This is a genomic window from Nonomuraea salmonea, from assembly GCF_042428605.1.
GTDB lineage: Bacteria > Actinomycetota > Actinomycetes > Streptosporangiales > Streptosporangiaceae > Nonomuraea > Nonomuraea salmonea.
In genome coordinates, this window is sequence record NZ_JBHMCF010000029.1 from 679,293 (window position 1) to 699,360 (window position 20,068).

Sequence of the window (20,068 nt, forward strand, 5' to 3'; positions counted from 1 at the left end):
CGCCGGCTGTCAGGGCCAGTCGCGCGACGGGCGCAGCGGCATGCCGGAGCGGCCGTTCTCGTCGAGCTTGACGCCGAGCACCTGGTGCAGCTGCACCTTGTTGCGCTCGAAGCCCACGATGCAGCCGGCCATGTAGAGGGCCCACACGCGGGCGGTGCCCATGCCGACCTCCTCGACCGCGGACTCCCAGTTGTCGTCGAGGTTGTCGCACCAGTGGCGCAGCGTCTTGGCGTAGTGCTCGCGCAGGTTCTCCTGGTGGCGGATCTCGAAGCCGAGGTCCTCCATCTGCCTGATGAGCCAGCCCACCGACTCGAGCTCACCGTCGGGGAAGACGTAGCGGTTGATGAAGCCGCCCTTGTTGAACGTCTTCTCCTTGCCGGTCGGCCGGGTGATGCAGTGGTTGAGCAGACGGCCGCCGGTCTTGAGCTTGCTGTAGAGGAACTCGAAGTAGCCGGGCACGTTGGCCTTGCCGATGTGCTCGGTCAGGCCGATCGAGCTGACCGCGTCGAAGCCCGACTCCTTGACGTCGCGGTAGTCCATGAAGCGGACCTCGGCGAGGTCCTGCAGCCCGGCGTCGGCGATGGCCTTCTGGGCCCACTCGGCCTGCTGGCGGCTCAGCGTGACGCCGAGCCCCTTGACGCCGTAGTGCTTGGCGGCGTGCATGACCATGCCGCCCCAGCCGCAGCCGACGTCGAGCAGCCGCATGCCGGGCTGGAGCCCGAGCTTGCGCGCCACCAGGTCGAACTTCGCGAACTGGGCCTCTTCGAGCGAGGAGTCCTCGCTGGGGAAGCAGGCGCAGGTGTAGGCCATCGACGGGCCCAGCACCCACTCGTAGAAGCGGTTGGAGACGTCGTAGTGGTGGTGGATGGCCTCCGCGTCACGCTGCTTGGCGTGCCGCGAGCCGAGCTTGGCCAGCGCGCTCTGGCGCATCTCCTGCGGGGGCGGCGGCACCCGCATGAGCAGCGGCTTGACGCCCAGCGACTTGACGGCGGCGATCTTCTCGGACGTCGTCAGGTCGTTGGTCGTGATGTTCCACATCCGGTCCAGCAGCGTGTACATGTCGCCGTGGACGTCGAGGTGTCCCGAGATGTACGCCCGGGCCAGGCCCAGCTCGCCCGGTGCGTGGGCCAGGTGCGCGACCGCGATCGGGGACTTGACCTCGAGGGCCAGGTCGGCGCCGTCGGGCCCCGCCTTGCTGCCGTCGTAGGCCATGAACGCGATGTTCGCATCGGAGCCGACGATCTTTTCAAAGATGGATGCCAGAGCCATCAACTCACCTTCCCCGTACACACTTTTCGTACAGGTCGAGCAGGCGTCCGTTGGGGTCGTATTCCTGCTTGACCGGCCAATAGGCATCGCCGTTGTAGAGCTGCCAGAACTGCTCACGCACGTAGAACGAGGTCGAGTAGAGCGACTTGTGGCCGTCGAGATCGTGTACGGAACGCTCGATGAGCCGGTTGTAGTAACCGTCGAACTGGCCGCGCGGCAGCGGCACCATTCCCCAGAATCCGAAGTTGACGTAGAGCTTGCCCGGCTCGAGCGGGTAGAGCGGCCACCGTGTCTCTGCGCGCAGCGGGCACATCCACACCGGAGTCATGCCCACCTTCTCGTGGAAGAACTCCAGGAATTCGGCCCCGCGCTCGACGGGCGTCTCGACATCCTGGATGACCGATTCGCTCACGGGCTGGCCGCGCCACCGGTCGACGCGGGCGGTCAGGCCGTATTTCCGGTCGAGCGCGACCAGGCGGCGGTAGACGTCGGAGCGCATCCAGCGGCGCGGCATGAGCGAGCGCACGACCGGCTGCTGCACGCCGAACGCCCGCGAGCACCAGAACCAGTCGGTGTCCCAGCGCCACAGGTAGTCGCGGATGGTCAGCCAGTCGCGGCTGCGCTGCTGGATCGACTGGTAGTAGATCCGCATGCCGGTGTAGTCGGAGACGTAGGGGGCGCGTTCGGCGAAGCGGCCGAGCGTGATGTACATCTCGCCGGGGCCGAAGAAGACGCCGTCGACGAAGTCGACGCTCTCGCCCTCGTGCACCATGGTGTCGCAGATCTCCTGCATGGCCAGCATGCACTTGCCCGCGTCGGTGAACTTGACGTGGGTCAGGTGCACGTACGGCTGGACCTTGCGCAGCTTGATGCGGATGCGCAGCGCGTAGCCCAGCGTCCCGTAGGAGTTGGGGAAGGCGCGGAACAGCTCGTGGTGCTCGTTGTCGTCGCGGGCCACGATGACGCGGCCGTCGCCGGTGAGGATCTCGAGCTCCTCGACCGACTCGTGCGGCAGGCCGTCCCTGAAGCTGGTGGACTCGATGCCGAGCCCGGTCACGGCGCCGCCCAGCGTGATGGTCTTGAGCTGCGGCACGACGTACGGCATGAGCCCGTACGGCAGCGTGGCGTCCACGAGGTGCTCGTAGGTCGTCATGCCCTGCACCTCGGCGGTCATCGTCTCGGGATCGACGCTGATGACCTCGTCGAGATCGCGGGCCGACAGCTTGGCCGTCTTGGCGCCGTCGCGGAACCTGAACAGGTTGGACGTGGCCTTGGACAGCCGGGGAGCGGCGTCACCCGGGATCTCGGCGTAGGACTGCCGGATCTGCTCTACTGCCCGTCGGTGTGTCGACATCGTCGTCGTCACGGCCCCTCCTCCGTCGGTGCCGTGACCGCCCGGTGCCCCTCGGGCACGCGTCGCTCGTTCACGTAGCACCCCCTTGAGCTGGTAGAGATCGTCCGTAGCACGTTATCTCCATGCGACCGAACGGAACAGACCGGGGTCGTTAAAGACACGAAAACTGTTCATCGTGCCAGGTCGATCGCCTATTTGGTAGGTTATTGGGCAAACTTCCGGGAGATCACCGGTTCGACACCGTTCAGCACACCGTCCACCTCGCGGCCCTCGACGGCGGCGGCGAGGTTGTCGAGGGTGACGGTGAGCAGCCGCCCGGTCGATTCGGCGGTGACGCCGGCGACGTGCGGCGAGAGCAGCACGTTCGGCAGGTCGCGCAGCGGATCGCCGGCCGGCAGCGGCTCGACGTCGAACACGTCGAGCGCGGCGCCCCCGAGCCGGCCCTCGCTCAGCGCGGCCACCAGCGCCTTCTGGTCGACCACGCCGCCCCGCGCGCCGTTGACCAGCAGCGCGCCCTGCTTCATGCGGCCGGGGTCGACGAGGCCGCGGGTCTGCGCGGACAGCGCGATGACGACGACCACGACGTCGGAGGTGGACACGAGCGTGTCGAGGTCGGTGAAGCCGGGATCGGAGCGCGGCGTGCGGGTCCAGTAGGACACCTCGCAGCCGAGCGCGCGGAACATCTCGGCGCAGCCGGCGCCGATCGGGCCGTAGCCGACCACGCCGACCCGGCGGCCGCGCAGCTCGTGGGGCTGCAGGCTCTGCTGCGGCCATTCGCCCGCGCGTACGGCCGCGTCGGCCGCGGCCAGTTTGCGCAGCAGCGCCAGCGTGGCGGCCAGGCACCACTCGGCGACCGCCACGGCGCTGACGCCCGGCGTGTTGGCCAGCGGCACCCCGGCCGCGGCCAGCGCGTCGAGGTCATGGCCGTCGACGCCGACCGACGGCTGCTGCACGAACGCCAGCCGGGGCGCGGCCCTGACCGCCTCGGCGTCCATGACGAGCGCGCCCGTCCAGTCGCCGAGCACGATCTCCGCGTCGGGCAGCGCCGCGAGCAGCCCCGCGCGGTCGCGCGAGCCGGGCACCCTGACGGTCACCCGGTCGCCGAGCGGCGCCAGCAGGCCGCGCACGAACTCTTCGGGAAGGGGCGGCAGGGCCAGCAGGTTCCAGGAGGTCATGCCCCCACAGTAAAGCTGCCGATCACCTGTCGCATCAGTGCTCTGTTACGCAGCCACTGCTCCTCGGCGACCGTCCATGACAGCACGTACGCGGCCTCGTCCGTGGCCACGGCCCGGCGGATCTCGTGGTAGCGGGCGCCCGGTCGTACCCAGGGGGCGTCGTTGTCCTGCCCCGCGATCCAGGTGAACTCCCACTCCACGGCCTTGACGCCCTTGTGGTTCACCATGCGCTGCCCCCGGTTGACCACCGTGCGGGCGTTCTGCCGGAACGTCTCCTGCGAGTCGCGCATGAGCTGGTGGGGGTCGAGCTGCCCGTAGACGGCCTCCACGCCGAGGTGGGCGTTGCGGTCGCGGCGCGTCCACTCCGTGTACGCCTCGCCGAGCGCGCCCCGCCAGCCGGTCGGCCGCAGGATCGCCCAGCCGTCACGGGACTTCCACACCCGCACCAGCGGCGCCCGCCTGGTCGCGCTGGGCGTGGGGGTCGGCGTCGCGCTCGGCGTCGCCGTGGGCGTGGCCGTCGGGGTGATGGGCTTGGTCGCGGCGGCCGGCTGCGCGGTCGCGCGGGGCGTGCCCTCGGCGGGCGAGGCCGTCCTGAAGTACGCGACCGCGCCACCCGTCAGCACCAGCACCACCGTGGCCGCGGCGGCGAGCAGGGCCCGGCCTGGACCTTGGCCCTTGCGCTCGGGCGGGTCGAGGTCCGTGGCCGCCGGCTTGGCCGCGATGATGGCGGCGAGCAGCCGGTCGGCCTCCTCGGCGTCCACCCGGTCCTGGGGCTCCTTCCGCAGCAGGCCCTTCAGGATCGGATGCATGACCGGCGGGATGCGGCGGTAGTCGGGCTCCTCGCTGAGCAGCGCGTTGAGCGTGGCCATGGGGTCGCCGCGCTCGAACGGCGAGCGGCCGACCATGCAGGCGTACAGCGTGGCGCCCAGCGACCACAAATCGGACGCGGGGCCCGCGTTCTCGGCGCGCACCCGCTCGGGGGCGAGGAAGCTCGGCGAGCCCGTCACCATGCCGGTGCTGGTCAGCGAGACGTCGCCCTCGACGGTCGCGATGCCGAAGTCCATCAGCACCGCGCGGCCGTCGTCGGCCAGCAGGATGTTGCTGGGCTTGACGTCGCGGTGCAGGATGCCGGCCTCGTGGGCGGCCCGCAGCGCCGACAGCACCTGCCGGCCGAGATCGGCCGCCTCGCGCACCGGCAGCGCGCCCGTGGTGAGCACGACCTGCTCCACCGACGGGTGACTGACCAGCTCCATCACGATCCAGGGCCGGCCGCCCTCCTCGACGACGTCGTAGATCGCGACGACGGAGGGGTGGTTGAGCCTGGCCGCCGTACGGGCCTCGCGGGCGGTCCGCAGGAGCTGGCGCTCTTTGTCGCCCGGCGACAGGTTGTCGGGCAGCAGCACTTCTTTGATGGCCACCTGCCGGTTGAGCAGTGTGTCGCGGCCTTCCCAGACCACGCCCATCCCGCCGCGGCCCAGTTCGCGCAGCAACTGGTAGCGCCCTGCGATGAGCCGGTTGCTCTCCGAAACCATGTCCTACCCCTGTAGCGGCGCGCGTGCGCCTGCTGCAGACGACCGCCGTACGGCCGCCTGTAGACCACCCGAACAGTGGGCAAGTTTCCCATACCTGCCCGGACTTCGCGGGAAGGTCGGCAAGGCCGCTTGCACGAGATCACCGAATGTTGTTCTACTTGGGCGGGATCCCTACCGAGGAGAAGCCGATGCCCGAGACTAGCCGAGGTCCGCTGTCCGGCGTGCGCGTGCTGGAGCTCGCCGGGCTCGCGCCCGGGCCGTTCGCCGGGATGATGCTCGCCGACCATGGCGCCGACGTGCTGCGCGTCGACCGGGTCGGCGCCGTGCGCGACGCTCCCCGCAGGGACGTCATGGACCGCGGCAAGCACACGATCGGGCTCGACCTCAAGTCGCCCGAGGGCGTGGCCGCGTTCAAGGAGCTGGTCGCGAACGCCGACGTGGTGATCGAGGTGTTCCGGCCCGGAGTGGCGGAACGGCTCGGCATCGGGCCCGACGACCTGCACGCCGTCAACGAGCGGCTCGTCTACGGCCGGATGACCGGCTGGGGGCAGGACGGGCCGCTCGCCCCGACCGCCGGGCACGACATCGACTACATCGCGATCTCCGGCGTGCTGTCGATGCTCGGCCGCGCCGGCGACAAGCCGACCCCGCCGATCAACATCCTCGGCGACTTCGCCGGCGGCGGCCTCATGCTGGCCTACGGCGTGCTGCTGGCCCTGTACGAGCGCGAGCGCACCGGCAGGGGCCGGGTGATCGACGCGGCCATGGTGGACGGCTCCGCCGCCCTGTTCGCGATGTTCTACCAGGCCGTCCAGAGCGGCGGCTGGGGGCCGCGCGGCACCAACCTGCTCGACACCGGAGCGCCGCAGTACGACACGTACGAGACCGCCGACGGCCGATATGTCGCCGTGGGGGCCTTGGAGCCGAAGTTCTGGGCCGAGCTGCTGCGCCTCATGGGCCTCGACGGCGACCCCGATCTCCCCGACAGGAACGACCCCGCCCAGTGGCCCGCGCTCCGGGCCCGGCTGGCCGGGGTGTTCCGCACGCGCACGCGCGCCGAGTGGGAGGAGATCTTCGACGGGTCCGACGCCTGCGTCTCGCCGGTGCTGTCCATGGGCGAGGCCGCCACGCATCCGCACAACGTGGCGCGCGGCTCGTTCGTCGAGGTCGGCGGCGTCACCCAGCCCGCGCCCGCCCCGCGCCTGCTCGGCACCCTGCCTCCCGATCTCTCCCCCGCCACCCGGCTGGAGGACCTGTCGGACTGGGGCCTGTCCGCCGAACAGGCGGCCAAGCTCCGCGATCAGGGGGTGCTCGCCTGACCTTCTGCGGGCGCGTACTCCTTGAGCGCGACCGACTCGTGCAGCCGCGCGCTCTTGCCGCCCAGCTTGGCCGCGGCCCTCGTGACGGCCGTGGGCAGCAGGTTGATGAGGTTCGCGGCGCGGGCGAGCGTCCACAGGTCGAAGCGGCCGGCCGGGACCAGCCGCTTGGCCGCGCCGACGGCGAACGTGCGGCTCTGGAGCACGTAGGGGGCGATCTCGGCCTCGTACGCGGGGTAGGCCCGCGTGTGGTCGCCGCCGTGCGCGGCCAGCTCCCCCGCCAGCACGTACGCCCCCACGACGGCCAGGCTGGTGCTGCCCCCGACGGCCGGCCCCGGGCAGTAGCCGGCGTCGCCCACGAGCGTCACCCGCCCGCGTGACCAGGTGTCGAGGCGCAGCTGGGTGATCGAGTCGAAGTAGAAGGCGGGCGCGCGCTCCGCCTCGTCCAGCAGCCGCGGCACCTCCCATCCCGCGCCGGCGAAGCGGGCTCGCAGCAGCTCCTTCTGCCGGGCGAGGTCCCGGTGGTGGTAGTCGAGCGGCTCCGGCGTCCTGAACAGGAACACCGCCCGCGCGTCCGGCATGCGCGCGGCGCCGTACACGGCGGCCATCCTGCCCACGCCCGCGAGGCCCTCCATACGCCCGTCGAGCCCCAGGTAGTTGGGGATCGAGGCGACGGCCAGGTAGGCGCCGATCCAGCTCGTGCAGCGCTCCTCGGGGCCGAAGACGAGGCGGCGCACGTTGGAGTGCAGGCCGTCGGCGCCGATCACCAGGTCGTACCTGGCCGGCCTGCCGCGCTCGAACGTCACCTCGCCGCTGTCGGAGATCGCGGTGATGGAGTCGCCGAAGACGTACTCGGTGTCGTGGCGGGTGGCGTCGTAGAAGATCTCGCCGAGGTCGTCTCGCATGATCTCGACGTGCCGGTCGGAGAAGGCGCCCATGACGCGGCCGACCTGCACGTCGACCGGGCGCCCGCCGCCCTCGACGTGCATGGTGAGCCGTTCCGTGCCGGTCTTGGCCGCGACCACCCGCTCCAGCACGCCCATCCGTTCCACGATCTCCATGGCGGGCCTGAACAGGTCGACCGCGTGACCGCCCGCCTTGCGCAGCGCGGGCGCGCGCTCGACGACCGTCACGTCGAAACCATGACGGACCAGCCAGTACGCGAGGACGGGCCCCGCAATGCCGGCCCCCGAGATGAGAACCCTCATGACGCCTCCTTACCTATCGTTAAGTAAGGAGGCTAGCATCTGACTTAACGGTAGGTAAGGGTAATCTTGGGTCATGCCCAGTGACACCAAGGCGCGCATCCAGGCGGTGGCCCGCGAACTGTTCGTCGAGCAGGGCGTCCAGAACACCAGCCTGCGCCAGATCTCCGAACGCCTGGGCATCACCAAGCCCGCGCTCTACTACCACTTCTCCTCACGCGACGACCTGGTCCGCAGCATCGTGGCGCCGATGATCGAGGACATGGAGCGGTTCGTCCGCGACCGGGCGCCTGGGCTCCAGCCGCGCGAGCTGCTCGACGCCTACTTCGCGATGGTCTGGCGGCACCGCGACGTGATCGTGATGATGGTCCGCGAACTGGCCACGCTCGGCCAGCTCGACCTGGGCACGCGCATGTTCGAATGGCGGCGCGAGCTGATCGTCATGCTCATGGGGGCGGACCTCACGCAGGCCCAGCACATCAGGGCGACGGTGGCGCTGGGCGGGCTGTCGGACTGCGCGGTCGAATACGCGCACCTGCCCCTGGAGGAGGTCAAGCCGGCGGCCGTCGAAGCGGCGGCCGCCGTGCTCGGTCTCTGATCAGGCGCTTACTGATCAAGCGTGCTCGGTTCCTGATCAGACGGTCCCTGATCAGACGTGCTCGGTCCCTGATCGGACGGTCTCTGATCGGACGGTCTCTGATAATCAGACGGCGAGGTACAGATCCACGCCGTCGGGATGATGCACCTCCAGATCCGTGGTGAAGGCGCGTGCCGGGGTGCCGCCCGACTCGGTGTGCTTCCACACCTGCTGCCAGGTGTCGATCAGCGCCTGCGGCATCTGGCCGCGTACTTCGAGCTTCATCGCCGGCCCGGCCGGCACCCGCACCGCCACCATGCCCTCCGGCACGCGCGGCACCGTGCGCACGCCCGTGCCGACGATCTGCGTGAAGGCTCCGTGGTGGTCGCTCTCGTAGTCGGTGAGCACCGCGTAGAGGTTCTCATCGACGCGGCCGGGCACGTGGGCGAAAGCGCCCGGCGCGCCCGCCCGCTGCCACAGCCCCGGTAGTTTCGCGCGAGCCGGATCCATCTCGTCGGCATTGGTCGTGCGGACGACGAAGCCGACGACGATCAGCTCGGCCCTTTCCGTGACGTTCACAGACCCTCCCTCCCCCAAAAGTGTCCGCGCCGATCATAAGGCCCCCGGAAAGGGGGAAATCCCTAGTTGACCTGTCAGCACATAAGATGGATGAACGTGAGATTTCTCAATGACCTCGAGCCCCATTACGACCTGACCTATAGCGACGTGTTCATGGTGCCGTCGCGTTCTGCGGTCGGTTCGCGGCTCGCAGTCGACCTCTCGACGAACGACGGCACGGGCACCACCATTCCTGTCGTCGTGGCCAACATGACCGCGGTCGCCGGCCGGCGCATGGCCGAGACCGTGGCACGGCGGGGCGGCATCGTCGTCATCCCGCAGGACATTCCGCTCGACGTCGTCGCCAACGTCGTCGACTGGGTCAAGAAGCGCGACCTCGTCCACGACACCCCGCTCACCCTGACCCCGCACGAGACCGTCGGCGAGGCCCTGCAACTGCTGCCCAAGCGCGCCCACAACGCGGTCATCGTGGTCGACTGGGAGAACCGTCCCGTCGGCGTCGTGACCGAGGCCGACTGCCAGGGCGTCGACATGTTCACCCAGCTGTCCCAGGTCATGTCGAGCGAGCTGCTCACGCTGCCCGCCGGGCTCGACCCGCGCACCGCCTTTGAGCGGCTGCATGAGGGCCGTCACCGCCTCGCGCCCATCGTGGACGAGGACGGGCGCCTGGTCGGCATCCTCACCCGTACGGGCGCGCTGCGCGCCACCCTCTACCAGCCGGCCGTCGACGCCCAGAACCAGCTGCGCATCGCCGCCGCCGTCGGCGTCAACGGCGACGTGGCCGCCAGGTCCAAAGAGCTCCTCGAAGCGGGCATCGACTGCCTGGTCGTCGACACCGCGCACGGCCACCAGGACAAGATGGTCGCCGCCCTGCGCGCCGTCAAAGCGCTCGACCCCGGCGTGCCGGTCGCGGCGGGCAACGTGGTCACCGCCGGCGGCGTGCGCGACCTGGTCGAGGCCGGGGCCGACATCCTCAAGGTCGGCGTCGGGCCCGGCGCCATGTGCACCACCCGGATGATGACCGGCGTCGGACGTCCCCAGTTCTCCGCCGTGCTCGAATGCTCCGCCGAGGCGCGCCGGCTCGGGCGGCACGTCTGGGCCGACGGCGGTGTCCGGCATCCCCGTGACGTGGCGCTCGCCCTGGCCGCCGGGGCCTCGAACGTGATGATCGGATCCTGGTTCGCGGGCACCTACGAGTCGCCCGGCGACACCCATACCGATGCGAACGGGCGCAAGTACAAGGAGAACTTCGGCATGGCCTCCGCCCGTGCCGTCCGGCTGCGGACCGCGGACGACTCGGCGTTCGAGCGGGCCAGGAAGGCGCTGTTCGAGGAGGGGATCTCGACGTCACGCATGTACCTCGACCCCAAGCGGCCGAGCGTCGAGGACCAGATCGACGCCATCGTGGCCGGGCTCCGGTCGGCCTGCACCTATGCGGGGGCGGCGAACCTGGAGGAGTTCCACGAGCAGGCCGTCGTGGGGATCCAGAGCACGTCGGGCTACGCGGAAGGCATGCCCCTGCACCAGAGCTGGTGACCCTTCGGGACCGCTGAGCCACCTGGCCCCCCAGCGATCGCCTCGGCCCAGCAACGCCCTGTTCTCCCTGTGGGGCGGCCACCAGCGGTGTCGTCAGGGTGTGCGACGCCAGCCGCCGGCGTTGTTGACCAGGATGTCGACGCGGCCCCAGCGTTCGCGTACGGCCTGGGTGAAGACCGCGACGGCGGACTGGTCGCGTACGTCGAGGGTCATCGACGGCGACCAGCCGTCACAGGCGGGCGGCTTGTCCCGATCGCAGACCGCCACATGAGCCCCGAAAACCGCGAACGCCTCCGCGATCGCCCGCCCGATCCCCCGCGCCGCGCCCGTGACGACGGCCACGCGGCCGGTGAGCAGGAACGCGTCGGGCGAAAGGGCGGCCATGAACGACGACGATATCCCGACGGCATAGAGTCGTCGGGTCCGTTAACAACCAAACAGGAGCTCATTCGTGGCACTCGAGAAGCCCGAGATCGACTTCCCGGGGGGCAACCCGCCCGCCGACCTCGAGATCGAGGACATCACCGTCGGCGACGGCCCGGAGGCCAAGTCCGGCCAGCAGGTACAGGTCCACTACGTGGGCGTGTCGTTCTCGTCCGGGGAGGAGTTCGACGCGTCGTGGAACCGCGGCCAGCCGTTCGAGTTCCCGCTGGGCGCCGGTCGCGTCATCGGCGGCTGGGACAAGGGCGTCGTGGGCATGAAGGTGGGCGGCCGGCGCAAGCTCGTCATCCCGCCGCACCTCGGCTATGGCACCCGCGGCGCCCCGCCCCGCATCAAGCCGAACGAAACGCTCATCTTCGTCGTCGATCTGCTGGCCGTGAACTAACGGCGGTTTGAGCCGGGGCGCCGACAAAAGGACGCCCCGGCCCCTCCCCGCCCAGGCGCCCGCCCCGCGCGGCCATCCCGCCTCCTCTGACCACCTCCCGCCCCCGAGTCGGGACGGGGAATCGCCCATCCCGCGCCGTTCGCCCGCTTTACCGACACACTCTGCAGATATGCCGATATCAGGTGGGGAAATGTCGCCCCCGTGAGGCACCATAGGCGTGTGCTTCTGATCGACGTGGTCCGGGTTTCCGAGGCGGTGACGCGCACGTCCGCCCGGCTGGGCAAGATCGGCCATCTGGCGGAGCTTCTGGGCCGGGTGGGCCCGGACGAGGCGGAGATCGCCATCTCCTACCTGTCGGGCGAGCTGCCCCAGCGCCAGGTGGGGGTGGGCTGGCGCACGCTGGAGGACGTCCCGCAGCCTAAGCTGGCCGCCACGGCCACGCTTACATCGGTCGACGAGCTGCTGAGCCGCATCAAGGCCGTCTCGGGCCAAGGCTCGCAGGCGGCACGCAAGGCGCTGGTGGCCGAGCTGTTCGCGGGCCTGACGAGTCAGGAGCAGCAGTTCATGCGCCGGCTGCTGTTCGGCGAGCTGCGCCAGGGGGCACTCGACGGCGTCATGATCGAGGCGGTGGCCAAGGCGTCGGGTGCGCCGTCGGCCGACGTACGCCGGGCGCTGACCCTGCGCGGCTCACTGCCCGCCGTCGGGGCGGCGGCGCTGACCGGCGGGGTGGACGCGCTGCGCGCGTTCCGGCTGGAGGTGGGGCGGGCGGTCGCGCCGATGCTGGCGGGCAGCGCCCAGAACGTCGCCGCCGCGCTCGACAAGGCGGGCACCCCGGCCGCGCTGGAGTGGAAGCTCGACGGCATACGCGTGCAGGCCCACCGTTCCGGCGAGGAGGTGCGGGTCTTCACCCGTACGCTCGACGACATCACACCCCAGGTGCCCGAGCTGGTCGAGGAGGTGCTGGAGATGCCGTCCGGCGACCTCGTCCTCGACGGCGAGGTCATCGCCCTGCGGCCCGACGGCCGCCCGCACCCGTTCCAGGTGACCGCCGCCCGCGTCTCCACCAAGACGAACGTCGAGCGGTTGCGCGAGCAGACGCCGCTGAGCGCGTTCTTCTTCGACGCCCTGCGCGTCGACGGCGCCGACCTGCTCGACCTGCCCTATTCGCAACGCCAGGAGGCCCTGGCCCGTACGGTTCCGCCCGCCCTGCTCACCCCGCGCCTGGTGACGGGTGACGTGGCGGAGGCGGAGAAGTTCTTCACGGACGTGGTCAAGGCGGGCCACGAGGGCCTGGTGGTCAAGTCACTCACCTCGCCCTATGCGGCCGGCCGGCGCGGGGCGGGCTGGATCAAGGTCAAGCCCCGCCACACGCTCGACCTGGTGGTCCTGGCCGCCGAGTGGGGCCACGGCCGCCGCGAGGGCAAGCTCTCCAACCTTCACCTGGGAGCCCGCGACCCGGAGGGCGGGTTCGTGATGCTCGGCAAGACGTTCAAGGGCCTCACGGACGAACTGCTGGCCTGGCAGACCGAACGCTTCCTGGAGCTCGCCGATGGCCCCACCGACACGTGGACCGTCCGCCTGCGCCCCGAACTGGTCGTGGAGATCGCCTTCGACGGCGTCCAGCGCTCACCCCGCTACCCGGGCGGCATGGCCCTCCGCTTCGCCCGCGTCCTCCGCTACCGCCCGGACAAACGAGTCGAGGACGCCGACACCGTCGACACCGTACGCTCCCTGATGCTCTAACCCGCCCACCCTCGCCGGCACCCCCACGGCCGCGTCGAGCACCCCCGAACGCGGCACACCCTTCACCCGCGCGCTTCACACACTCGCGGATACCCGGCGAGCGCAGCACAGCCGCCCCACCAGCGAATCAACCACGCCCGCCGGCCACCTGCGGGAGGGCCCGCTCGGCGAACCTGGCACCCACCGGCGTCACACGCGTCCTCATAGACCTCACCGTGATGGTGGTCCCGCCGCCTCGCGGAAGATCCCCCACCCGAGATCGCCTTTGGCACGACGCTGACCCTCGTGAGATAAGTCACGGAACGTCCCATTAGGTTGCCTTTACCTGCACTTTGTCGCATATCTTCGTCCAGTCCGCGCGGATCCCCAGCCCCGCCGACGGATCGGCCGCCGTATGCCCCCACCCCCTGCCGGCCCGGCCTTTGCCTCCCTCATCCCCTATCCAGGACCGTGGTTTACCTTGGGCCAGCATTCCCGCAAGCCGTCCCCGCAGCCTCGAAAGCCGTCCCCGCAGACCCGCAAGCTCTCCCCGAGCCGGCGCCGCTGGGCCGCCCTCGCAGCCAGCGTGGCCGTAGCGGCAGCCGCCTCGACCACCGCGTGGGCCACTAGGGGCAACGACGACTCCCCCAGGCCGGCAGCGGCCCTCACCCCGCCCTCGCCCGCCGCGAAGACCACGCGTTCACCCGAGCCCACCTCCGCGCGAACCGCTGAGAAGCCACCGGCGTCCGCCACCCAGCCGAAGCCCACCACCTCAGCCGGCAGCACCCCAACCCACCGGAACTCCCCGAACCACCCGGGGACGGCAGCCTCCGCAAAGCCCACGACCACCTCGCCGGCCCAGGCGGAGGGACCATCCTCCACGGACCGCCACTCCTCGGCCGACCAGGACAGCTCCACCGGCGACCGATCCTCTTCCGCCGAGCAGCAGTCCAAGAGCCGCACGACCAAGTCGAAGCCCGCCAAGCCGAAGCTCCGTGTCCTCTCCTCCGGCACCTGCGGCGCCTCCTACTACGGCGAACCCCAGATGACGGCCAGCGGCGAACGCTTCAACCCCAACGCGATGACCGCCGCCCACAAGACCCTCCCCCTGGGCAGCCGGGTCCGCGTCACGAACCCGAGGACCGGCGAGTCGGTGACGGTCCGCATCAACGACCGGGGCCCGTACATCGGGGGCCGCTGCCTGGACCTGTCCACAGCCGCCTTCGCCGCCATCGGCAACACCAGCGCCGGCGTCATGCGCGTCAGGTACGAGGTCCTCGTCCGCTGACCCGCGCCGCGCCGCGCCGCCACCCGACCCCCGCACACCCCCGCCGCTTGGCCTCGCAAGCGCTCGGCACAACCCACCCCCCGGGGCGATCGACGTCACCGCAGGCGCTTGAGCAGCGCATTCATCTCAATGCACCCCCGCACTCAAAATGGGGACGCAGGCCCGCCACATCTCATACCACGCAAAAGCCTCACGCCCCGCCGAGGCGCTGAACCCCGGCGGGTATAACAATTCGAAAACGACGCGCACGGCCAGTACGGCCCGATCACTTCACCAGACGAAGCGTCAGCGGATAACGGAAATCCCCCTCCGTCAGCGCCGAGATGCCACCGACCACGGAAAGCACGACTGCCGCGACCCAGATGAACGGCACGAGCACGATCCCGACGAAGGTAAGCGGCAGCAATACGGTGGTCCCGACCACGGTGATCTGGAAATTGAGCGCTTCGAGGGCGTGTTTGCGCATGTAAGGCGACGTTTTCGCGCCGGTGAGCAGCAGGAGCAGCGGACCGACGATCGGGAACCCGATGAGCGGCACCAGATGGGCGATCGCGCCGCCGAGGCGTTCGTTGCTCTCAGCCGGCGCCTCCTGGCGCACCGGTGCCGACGGCACGGAAGCGAGCTGAGGCACCGCGTTCGCACCGTAGAGCTCGTTCATGATGGGCACGAGGTCGCCGTGCGTACGCGCGGTCATCGCACGTTCCAAACGGTCGTCGAACTCGAGCTTGTCGAATCGTCCCTCCGCGTAAGCGGCTTTGACGTGCTCGACGACGTGTTCGCGGTCCTGGTTGGTGACGCGCAGATGAGCTGGCGGCACCTCGCCCGGCCCGGGGGTTTTCGGTACCCCAGCCATAATCGCCATGCCTCTCCCTCAGAGAATCGAGCTGACACCTCACATACTGCGTCGCCCCCAACCGATGGTGCCATCGGGAGAATCCCGGATACGTCCCCGAGATCTTCCCCGACGCGCGCGGGCTCGAGACGGTATAAAAAGGATTCATGAGATGGCGAGACCGCTACGGCATTCGTCGACTGCGCGGCCGCAAGATCGCGAAGTTCGACCGAGAGGCGACCGACGCCGACATCGAGGCGCTCATCGCCTTTGCCCGTTCGCGGCGAGGCGTCGAGTTCTACGTCGAACCTGAGACTTTCGCCACCGACACGACCGCCGTGGCGGTGGCCGACGACGGCGAGTGGACCAGGCGCAGGGTCGGCTCCCCCGCCGTGATCCACAAGGTCGCCCGCGATCTCGCCTTGCCGGTGTACGACGTGCAGCTGACCGGCTACCCGCCGCGCATGCGCGCCTACAACGAACGCCGCAAGCGAGAAGAAGGCTCCCTCTGACCCCTTCCCGCTCGGGCACCGCCCCTGGCCCCACCATGCCCGAACGGGAAAGACAAGACCCCAGCCGAGCACAGCGACCTCAACCGGCGGCCACGGACCCCAACCTCAGGGTTGCGAGCTCAAGGACGGTACGAACTCGACCCCGACAACACAGGCCCCACACTGAGCTGCAAAGTCCACGCTGAGGCGCGACGTCCACGTTGGGGTGTCGGACTCCACGCTGAGGCGCGACGTCCACGCTGAGGCGCGAACCCCACCTTGGAGACCCGCACTCGCATCTCGGCGACCCTAACTTCGTATTCAGGTGGGTGGCATGGGCTCCGGTTGTGTGTCGCGGGGTGGGTCTGCGTTGAGGGGTTCTTGCTGTGCCACGCGCACGCAGCCAGGCTGAGGAGGGTCCGGGGCCGGCCGGTAGTGGGCTTATTCCAGGGTGGGGTGGAGGTCTTCTTCGTCGAGGAGGTTGATCAAGGGGAGGAGCCAGGCGGGGTTGGCGCGGCCCATGGTGGCGTCCAGTTCTTCAGGGGTGGGGAGGCGGCCCCGCAGGATGGACGGGGAGAGCAGGTTTTGGAGGGCGTGCATGAGGAGGTTGGCCATCGAGTAGCCGGGGTCGGTCGTCAGGGCGCGTTCGAGGGCGACCGTGGCCTGGACGCTGTCGCCCGAGCGCCAGGCGGCCATGGCCAGCAGGGACGCGACCGGGGGCACGAAGCGCGACTCCAGGCGGCGGGTCAGGTCCTTCCAGAGCGCCGCGTGGGATTCGTGCATGAGGGTCCACGCCTCGTCGCGGACTCTCATGACCGTCAGTGCCATGCCGAGTTTCGCCGCCTCCACGTCGTCGAGGCGGCCGCCTTCGATGTGGGTCTCCAGCGCCGATCGGACTCTGGCCAGGCCGTCGGCGACGAAGTGCCGGGCGAAGGTGTCGAGGTCGGGGGCAGCCATGAGGTCCGCTCTGAAGGCGGCGATCGCCTCGGACGTGGCCCGCCGCATCGCCATCCGTACGGGACCCGTCACGGGGGCGACGGTGCGTTCGAGGGCTTCGCGGTTGGGGAGGGCCACCAGGCCGTGTACGGTCGCCTCGGCCGCTATCGGGCTTGTGGAGAGGTCGTAGGGAGTGCCTTCGGCGGGGCAGCAGGTGGCCACGTTGCAGATGTAGGACCAGTAGCGGCCCTCATGGGCTCGCAGCGCCTCCCCTACCTGGATGCCGGTCGTCAGGGCGAGCGTCCTCGCCTCATCGACCGCCGGCGTGACCAGGTCGCCGGGGCCGTAGCCGACGATCACGACGTCCGTGATGCCCTCGCGGTCGATGAGAGGGGTCATGGCGTCGAGGGTGCCGGGCGGGAAGGGCAGGCCCCACCTGGCCACCATCTTGGCTCGGCCTTCGGCCAGACCCACGACGACGAGGCTCGCGGTGGGATGAAAGCCGACCAGATAGGGGACGGCGGCCAGGACGTCGGTGGGGCTGGTGAGGGTCAGGCAGGGCTCGGACGAGAACTCGAAGGGGTCCGATACACCGGACTCCGACCTGTCGGCGTCCGACCTGTCGGCGTCCGACCTGTCGGCACTCCACGCAGCAGCGTCCGAGACATCGGCACTGCGGGCACCGACTTGTGAGCCGTCGGCATTCGAGGCGTCGCCCCAAGCAACGTCGGTACGTACGGCGGTAACCCCCGAAGCATCGGTGGGCACGGCAGAGGTCCCCGAGGTGTCGGTACGCACGGCAGAGGTGCCCGAGGCATCCGCCCTCAGGGTAGAGGTTGCTGCGGGCTCGAACCTTGAGGTCTTGGGGGTTGATGTGCCGGGGACTGAGGCGGTCGGCGCAACTGCGGGCTCGAACCTTGAGGTCTCGGGGGTAGAAGCGCTGGGGTCTGAGCTGCCAGGACCTGACGTACCCGGACGTGAGGTGCCGGGATCTGAGGCGCGGGGATTTGGCGCGGCGGATTGTGACGTGTCGGTGGGAGGAGCGTCGCTGATGGCGCTTGCACCGAACGGCGCCTGAGGTCCGATGAGCGAGTGCGCGGAGTCGGGGACGACGGGCTGGCGAGGTGCGGGGACGAACGGTGGGCCGGGGGTGAAGGGGGAACGGGAGGCGGGGCGGGGCGAGCGGTTGGTCGTCATGGGTCCATAGGGTGGCGGGCGCGGAGGGGCTCCCGGGCAGCCGAACGCGGTTCTGTGGATGACGGGCTCAACGCGGGATCGGCTGTGGACAACCCGCAGGCCAAGGCTCTCAGTATGTGAAGCGATCACAGCCACAGACCGCCACAGTCGCAAAAGCAGAAGCAGACGCAGAAGCAAATTCAAAGCCAGGCCGGCCCGCCAGAGGCGGCCCGGCCCCAAGTCGTCTGGCCCGAGGCATCGGGGGCACCGGGGGTCGTGAAGCCTCCCCCGGCCGTCGAGCCGGCGCATCCCGAAGTCGCCGAGTCGTGAGGTGATCGCAAGCGTGGCAAGGGCCAGGACGCGGGCAGGGCCGCGAGATGTGTCAGGGGGCAGGGCTGGGTGGGTTCGGGGTGGGAGTGGGCGGGGTGGGGGCCAGGCGGGTGCGTACGAGCAATGCCGCGCCCGCCACCGCTGCCGGCATCGCGACGATGGCGACGAAGGGCACCAGGAACAGCAGGAAGACCGCCACCCCGAAGCCCAGCGCGCTGGACTTGTTCGCTCGGAGCAGGGCGAAGCGGTCCTTGCGGACCATGCCGCGGCGTTCCATGGCGAGGGTGGTGAGCTCGACGGTGAGGAAGAAGCCGGACACCAGGGCGCCCACGACCGGCACCACGGTCTGTCCGATCACGGGTACGAAGCCCAGGAAGAACAGCGGGATCGTGAAGAGCAGCACGTAGAGCAGGGTCACCAGGCTGTCGCGGATGGAGCGCGGCAGCGTACGCCACCACGGCTGGTCGTCGTCCGTCTCCAGCGGGTCCACCTCGCCCGACAGCCGCTCGTAGAACGGGTCGCCGATGGCCAGTGTCAGCGCCGTGAACGTGATCACCGCCACCGCCAGCCCTCCGAGGACCAGCGCGACGGCCACCACCGTACGGAACGCCTCGCGCCAGCTCCACATGTCGGCGAAGGGGGTGAGGAACGCGGCCAGGTCGGAGGCGTTGGTCCCCAGGAAGATCAGGGCGACCACGTAGACCGCGAACGCGATCAGCGCGGGGATGAGCCCGAACAGCCACCACCGGCCGTTCCTGGCGACCCACCCGAGTCCTTGGAAGAAGAAGCCCACGCCGCCGGTGAAGTCACGCAGTGCTCGCATGTCCGGCAGGCTAGCGCCAGAACGACGTGATCGAGTAGCCGAGTTCGGCGAACAGGTCGCGCAGCAGCGGCAGGGAGACGCCGAGCACGTTGCCGTGGTCGCCCTCGATGCTCTCGACGAACCAGCCGCCGCGCCCCTCGATGCTGAACGCCCCGGCCAGGCTGAGCGGCTCGTCGGTGGCGACGTAGGCGGCGATCTCATCCTCGGACGGCTGCCCGAACCGGATCACCGTGGTGCCGGTCTCGGCGGCCTGGCGACCGGCGGCGACGTCGATGACGCAGTGACCGGTGACGAGCCGGCCGGTGCGGCCGCGCATGAGGCGCCAGCGCTCGATGGCCTCCTCGCGGCTGGCCGGCTTGCCGTAAGGGCGGCCGTCGAGCTCGAGAATCGAGTCGCAGCCGATGACCAGCCCCTCTTCGAGCCCGCTCGCCACGGCCTCCGCCTTCGCCTTGGCCAGCACCAGGCTGAGCGCGGCGGGTGAGTAGGCGGAGTAGGAGTCCTCGTCGACGCCGCTGACGATCACTTTCGGGTCGAGGCCCGCGCTGCGCAGGAGTGCCAGGCGGGTGGAGGAGGCTGAGGCGAGAACGATCACCACATCAGGGTACCGGTCACCGGGCAGCCTCCTTGACACCCCCGGCCCTCGATGTCAAGGAGGCACCACCGGGGCTACGAGGGACGGACCTCATCGACCAGGCGGGAACTCCAGGGGCACCAGAAGGCCCCGGGCAGGAAGGCGCCGCCCGCCTCGTCCAGGTGATCCTCGAGATAGGTGATGGTGGAGTCGCAGACCTCGATCGCGACTTCGAAGAAGCCGATCGTGCCTGGGTCGAGGTGGTAACTCCACGGGCGATTGTAGGAGGCGGGGTATTTGTGGATCCGGCCCAGGACGTGGACCCGCGAGGTCTCCGCGCCGCTGAGGATGCGGCGGGCGTGGGCGATCTTGTCCGCGTCGCGGAGCTGGATGGTGAAGCGGTGGTGACCGTAGCCGTCCGTGAAGCGGAAGTACGCCTCTCCTGCCGCGTGAGCGGGGGTGGCCGTGGTGAGGCCCAGCATCGTGATCGCCACCACCAGGGCGATGATCTTGTTGAGGGTACGTGGCAA

Annotated in this window: 19 protein-coding genes; 7 read left to right on the forward strand and 12 right to left on the reverse strand. The window is 70.0% G+C overall.

The window, feature by feature from the left end; all coding sequences use genetic code 11:
- Window positions 1-9: 9 nt before the first annotated feature.
- The 4 genes from ACFFR3_RS27225 to ACFFR3_RS27240 all read right to left on the reverse strand — a co-directional run bounded on the left by ACFFR3_RS27225 (window position 10) and on the right by ACFFR3_RS27240 (window position 5,330).
- Window positions 10-1,269, reverse strand: a complete 1,260-nt coding sequence (locus ACFFR3_RS27225; protein ID WP_364363177.1) for a class I SAM-dependent methyltransferase — start codon at window positions 1,267-1,269, stop codon at window positions 10-12.
- Between the two features lie 4 nt (window positions 1,270-1,273).
- Complete coding sequence (locus ACFFR3_RS27230; RefSeq protein WP_345409312.1) at window positions 1,274-2,623, reverse strand: FAD-binding oxidoreductase; 1,350 nt, start codon at window positions 2,621-2,623, stop codon at window positions 1,274-1,276.
- Window positions 2,624-2,826: 203 nt separating this feature from the next.
- The gene (locus ACFFR3_RS27235) at window positions 2,827-3,798 is read right to left on the reverse strand and encodes an NAD(P)-dependent oxidoreductase (protein WP_364363174.1); all 972 of its coding nucleotides are present in this window, start codon (window positions 3,796-3,798) and stop codon (window positions 2,827-2,829) included.
- Complete coding sequence (locus ACFFR3_RS27240) at window positions 3,795-5,330, reverse strand: serine/threonine-protein kinase (protein ID WP_364363171.1); 1,536 nt, start codon at window positions 5,328-5,330, stop codon at window positions 3,795-3,797. The genes ACFFR3_RS27235 and ACFFR3_RS27240 overlap by 4 nt, the downstream gene beginning before the upstream one ends.
- A gap of 188 nt (window positions 5,331-5,518) precedes the next feature.
- On the opposite strand from ACFFR3_RS27240, the gene ACFFR3_RS27245 reads away from it, so the two are divergent.
- Window positions 5,519-6,649, forward strand: coding sequence for a CaiB/BaiF CoA transferase family protein (locus ACFFR3_RS27245; protein ID WP_379484060.1), 1,131 nt, complete (start codon window positions 5,519-5,521; stop codon window positions 6,647-6,649).
- Here the strand turns inward: ACFFR3_RS27245 and ACFFR3_RS27250 are convergent.
- Entirely contained in the window at window positions 6,631-7,854 is a 1,224-nt protein-coding gene (locus ACFFR3_RS27250; RefSeq protein WP_364363165.1) for an FAD-dependent monooxygenase, read from the reverse strand. The genes ACFFR3_RS27245 and ACFFR3_RS27250 overlap by 19 nt on opposite strands.
- Before the next feature lie 73 nt (window positions 7,855-7,927).
- Between ACFFR3_RS27250 and ACFFR3_RS27255 the strand changes: the two genes are divergently transcribed.
- Window positions 7,928-8,449 (forward strand): TetR/AcrR family transcriptional regulator, encoded by a 522-nt coding sequence (locus ACFFR3_RS27255; protein WP_379484061.1) that lies wholly within the window; start codon window positions 7,928-7,930, stop codon window positions 8,447-8,449.
- A 105-nt stretch (window positions 8,450-8,554) separates the two neighbouring features.
- On the opposite strand, the gene ACFFR3_RS27260 is transcribed toward ACFFR3_RS27255, so the two are convergent.
- Entirely contained in the window at window positions 8,555-9,007 is a 453-nt protein-coding gene (locus ACFFR3_RS27260; RefSeq protein ID WP_345387802.1) for a GyrI-like domain-containing protein, read from the reverse strand.
- Between the two features lie 96 nt (window positions 9,008-9,103).
- On the opposite strand from ACFFR3_RS27260, the gene ACFFR3_RS27265 reads away from it, so the two are divergent.
- The gene (locus ACFFR3_RS27265) at window positions 9,104-10,543 is read left to right on the forward strand and encodes a GuaB1 family IMP dehydrogenase-related protein (RefSeq protein WP_379484062.1); all 1,440 of its coding nucleotides are present in this window, start codon (window positions 9,104-9,106) and stop codon (window positions 10,541-10,543) included.
- Window positions 10,544-10,636: 93 nt separating this feature from the next.
- Here ACFFR3_RS27265 and ACFFR3_RS27270 read toward each other — a convergent pair whose 3' ends face one another.
- Complete coding sequence (locus ACFFR3_RS27270) at window positions 10,637-10,927, reverse strand: SDR family NAD(P)-dependent oxidoreductase (RefSeq protein WP_345387804.1); 291 nt, start codon at window positions 10,925-10,927, stop codon at window positions 10,637-10,639.
- Between the two features lie 67 nt (window positions 10,928-10,994).
- Here ACFFR3_RS27270 and ACFFR3_RS27275 point away from each other — a divergent pair, with 67 nt between their 5' ends.
- The 3 genes from ACFFR3_RS27275 (at window position 10,995) to ACFFR3_RS27285 (ending at window position 14,379) form a co-directional block, all read left to right on the forward strand.
- Window positions 10,995-11,369, forward strand: coding sequence for an FKBP-type peptidyl-prolyl cis-trans isomerase (locus ACFFR3_RS27275; protein WP_345387806.1), 375 nt, complete (start codon window positions 10,995-10,997; stop codon window positions 11,367-11,369).
- A 219-nt stretch (window positions 11,370-11,588) separates the two neighbouring features.
- Window positions 11,589-13,112, forward strand: a complete 1,524-nt coding sequence (locus tag ACFFR3_RS27280) for an ATP-dependent DNA ligase (protein ID WP_364363153.1) — start codon at window positions 11,589-11,591, stop codon at window positions 13,110-13,112.
- A 565-nt stretch (window positions 13,113-13,677) separates the two neighbouring features.
- Window positions 13,678-14,379: a septal ring lytic transglycosylase RlpA family protein gene (locus ACFFR3_RS27285; RefSeq protein ID WP_364363150.1), complete on the forward strand. Its 702-nt coding sequence runs from the start codon at window positions 13,678-13,680 to the stop codon at window positions 14,377-14,379.
- A 265-nt stretch (window positions 14,380-14,644) separates the two neighbouring features.
- Here ACFFR3_RS27285 and ACFFR3_RS27290 read toward each other — a convergent pair whose 3' ends face one another.
- Window positions 14,645-15,241: a DUF1707 and DUF4870 domain-containing protein gene (locus ACFFR3_RS27290; RefSeq protein WP_364363147.1), complete on the reverse strand. Its 597-nt coding sequence runs from the start codon at window positions 15,239-15,241 to the stop codon at window positions 14,645-14,647.
- A 137-nt stretch (window positions 15,242-15,378) separates the two neighbouring features.
- On the opposite strand from ACFFR3_RS27290, the gene ACFFR3_RS27295 reads away from it, so the two are divergent.
- Window positions 15,379-15,723 carry a hypothetical protein gene (locus ACFFR3_RS27295; protein WP_345387812.1) on the forward strand — a complete coding sequence of 115 codons (345 nt, stop codon included), beginning with the start codon at window positions 15,379-15,381 and terminating at the stop codon, window positions 15,721-15,723.
- A 420-nt stretch (window positions 15,724-16,143) separates the two neighbouring features.
- Here ACFFR3_RS27295 and ACFFR3_RS27300 read toward each other — a convergent pair whose 3' ends face one another.
- From ACFFR3_RS27300 to ACFFR3_RS27315, 4 genes are all read right to left on the reverse strand, one after another.
- The gene (locus ACFFR3_RS27300; RefSeq protein WP_379484092.1) at window positions 16,144-17,193 is read right to left on the reverse strand and encodes a DUF4192 domain-containing protein; all 1,050 of its coding nucleotides are present in this window, start codon (window positions 17,191-17,193) and stop codon (window positions 16,144-16,146) included.
- Window positions 17,194-18,196: 1,003 nt separating this feature from the next.
- Window positions 18,197-18,967, reverse strand: a complete 771-nt coding sequence (locus ACFFR3_RS27305; RefSeq protein ID WP_379484063.1) for an EI24 domain-containing protein — start codon at window positions 18,965-18,967, stop codon at window positions 18,197-18,199.
- Window positions 18,968-18,977: 10 nt separating this feature from the next.
- A complete protein-coding gene (locus ACFFR3_RS27310; RefSeq protein ID WP_345387816.1) occupies window positions 18,978-19,559 on the reverse strand; it encodes a Maf family protein in 582 nt (193 codons plus the stop codon).
- 74 nt (window positions 19,560-19,633) lie between these two features.
- Entirely contained in the window at window positions 19,634-20,068 is a 435-nt protein-coding gene (locus ACFFR3_RS27315; protein WP_379484064.1) for a BP74-related protein, read from the reverse strand.

Coding starts and splice junctions, on each gene's coding strand:
- ACFFR3_RS27305 (WP_379484063.1), bottom strand. CDS start 18,967: ATGCGAGCACTGCGTGACTTCACCGGCGGCGTGGGCTTCTTCTTCCAA.
- ACFFR3_RS27250 (WP_364363165.1), bottom strand. CDS start 7,854: ATGAGGGTTCTCATCTCGGGGGCCGGCATTGCGGGGCCCGTCCTCGCG.
- ACFFR3_RS27255 (WP_379484061.1), top strand. CDS start 7,928: ATGCCCAGTGACACCAAGGCGCGCATCCAGGCGGTGGCCCGCGAACTG.
- ACFFR3_RS27290 (WP_364363147.1), bottom strand. CDS start 15,241: ATGGCGATTATGGCTGGGGTACCGAAAACCCCCGGGCCGGGCGAGGTG.
- ACFFR3_RS27225 (WP_364363177.1), bottom strand. CDS start 1,269: ATGGCTCTGGCATCCATCTTTGAAAAGATCGTCGGCTCCGATGCGAAC.
- ACFFR3_RS27235 (WP_364363174.1), bottom strand. CDS start 3,798: ATGACCTCCTGGAACCTGCTGGCCCTGCCGCCCCTTCCCGAAGAGTTC.
- ACFFR3_RS27295 (WP_345387812.1), top strand. CDS start 15,379: ATGAGATGGCGAGACCGCTACGGCATTCGTCGACTGCGCGGCCGCAAG.
- ACFFR3_RS27240 (WP_364363171.1), bottom strand. CDS start 5,330: ATGGTTTCGGAGAGCAACCGGCTCATCGCAGGGCGCTACCAGTTGCTG.
- ACFFR3_RS27245 (WP_379484060.1), top strand. CDS start 5,519: ATGCCCGAGACTAGCCGAGGTCCGCTGTCCGGCGTGCGCGTGCTGGAG.
- ACFFR3_RS27230 (WP_345409312.1), bottom strand. CDS start 2,623: ATGTCGACACACCGACGGGCAGTAGAGCAGATCCGGCAGTCCTACGCC.
- ACFFR3_RS27270 (WP_345387804.1), bottom strand. CDS start 10,927: ATGGCCGCCCTTTCGCCCGACGCGTTCCTGCTCACCGGCCGCGTGGCC.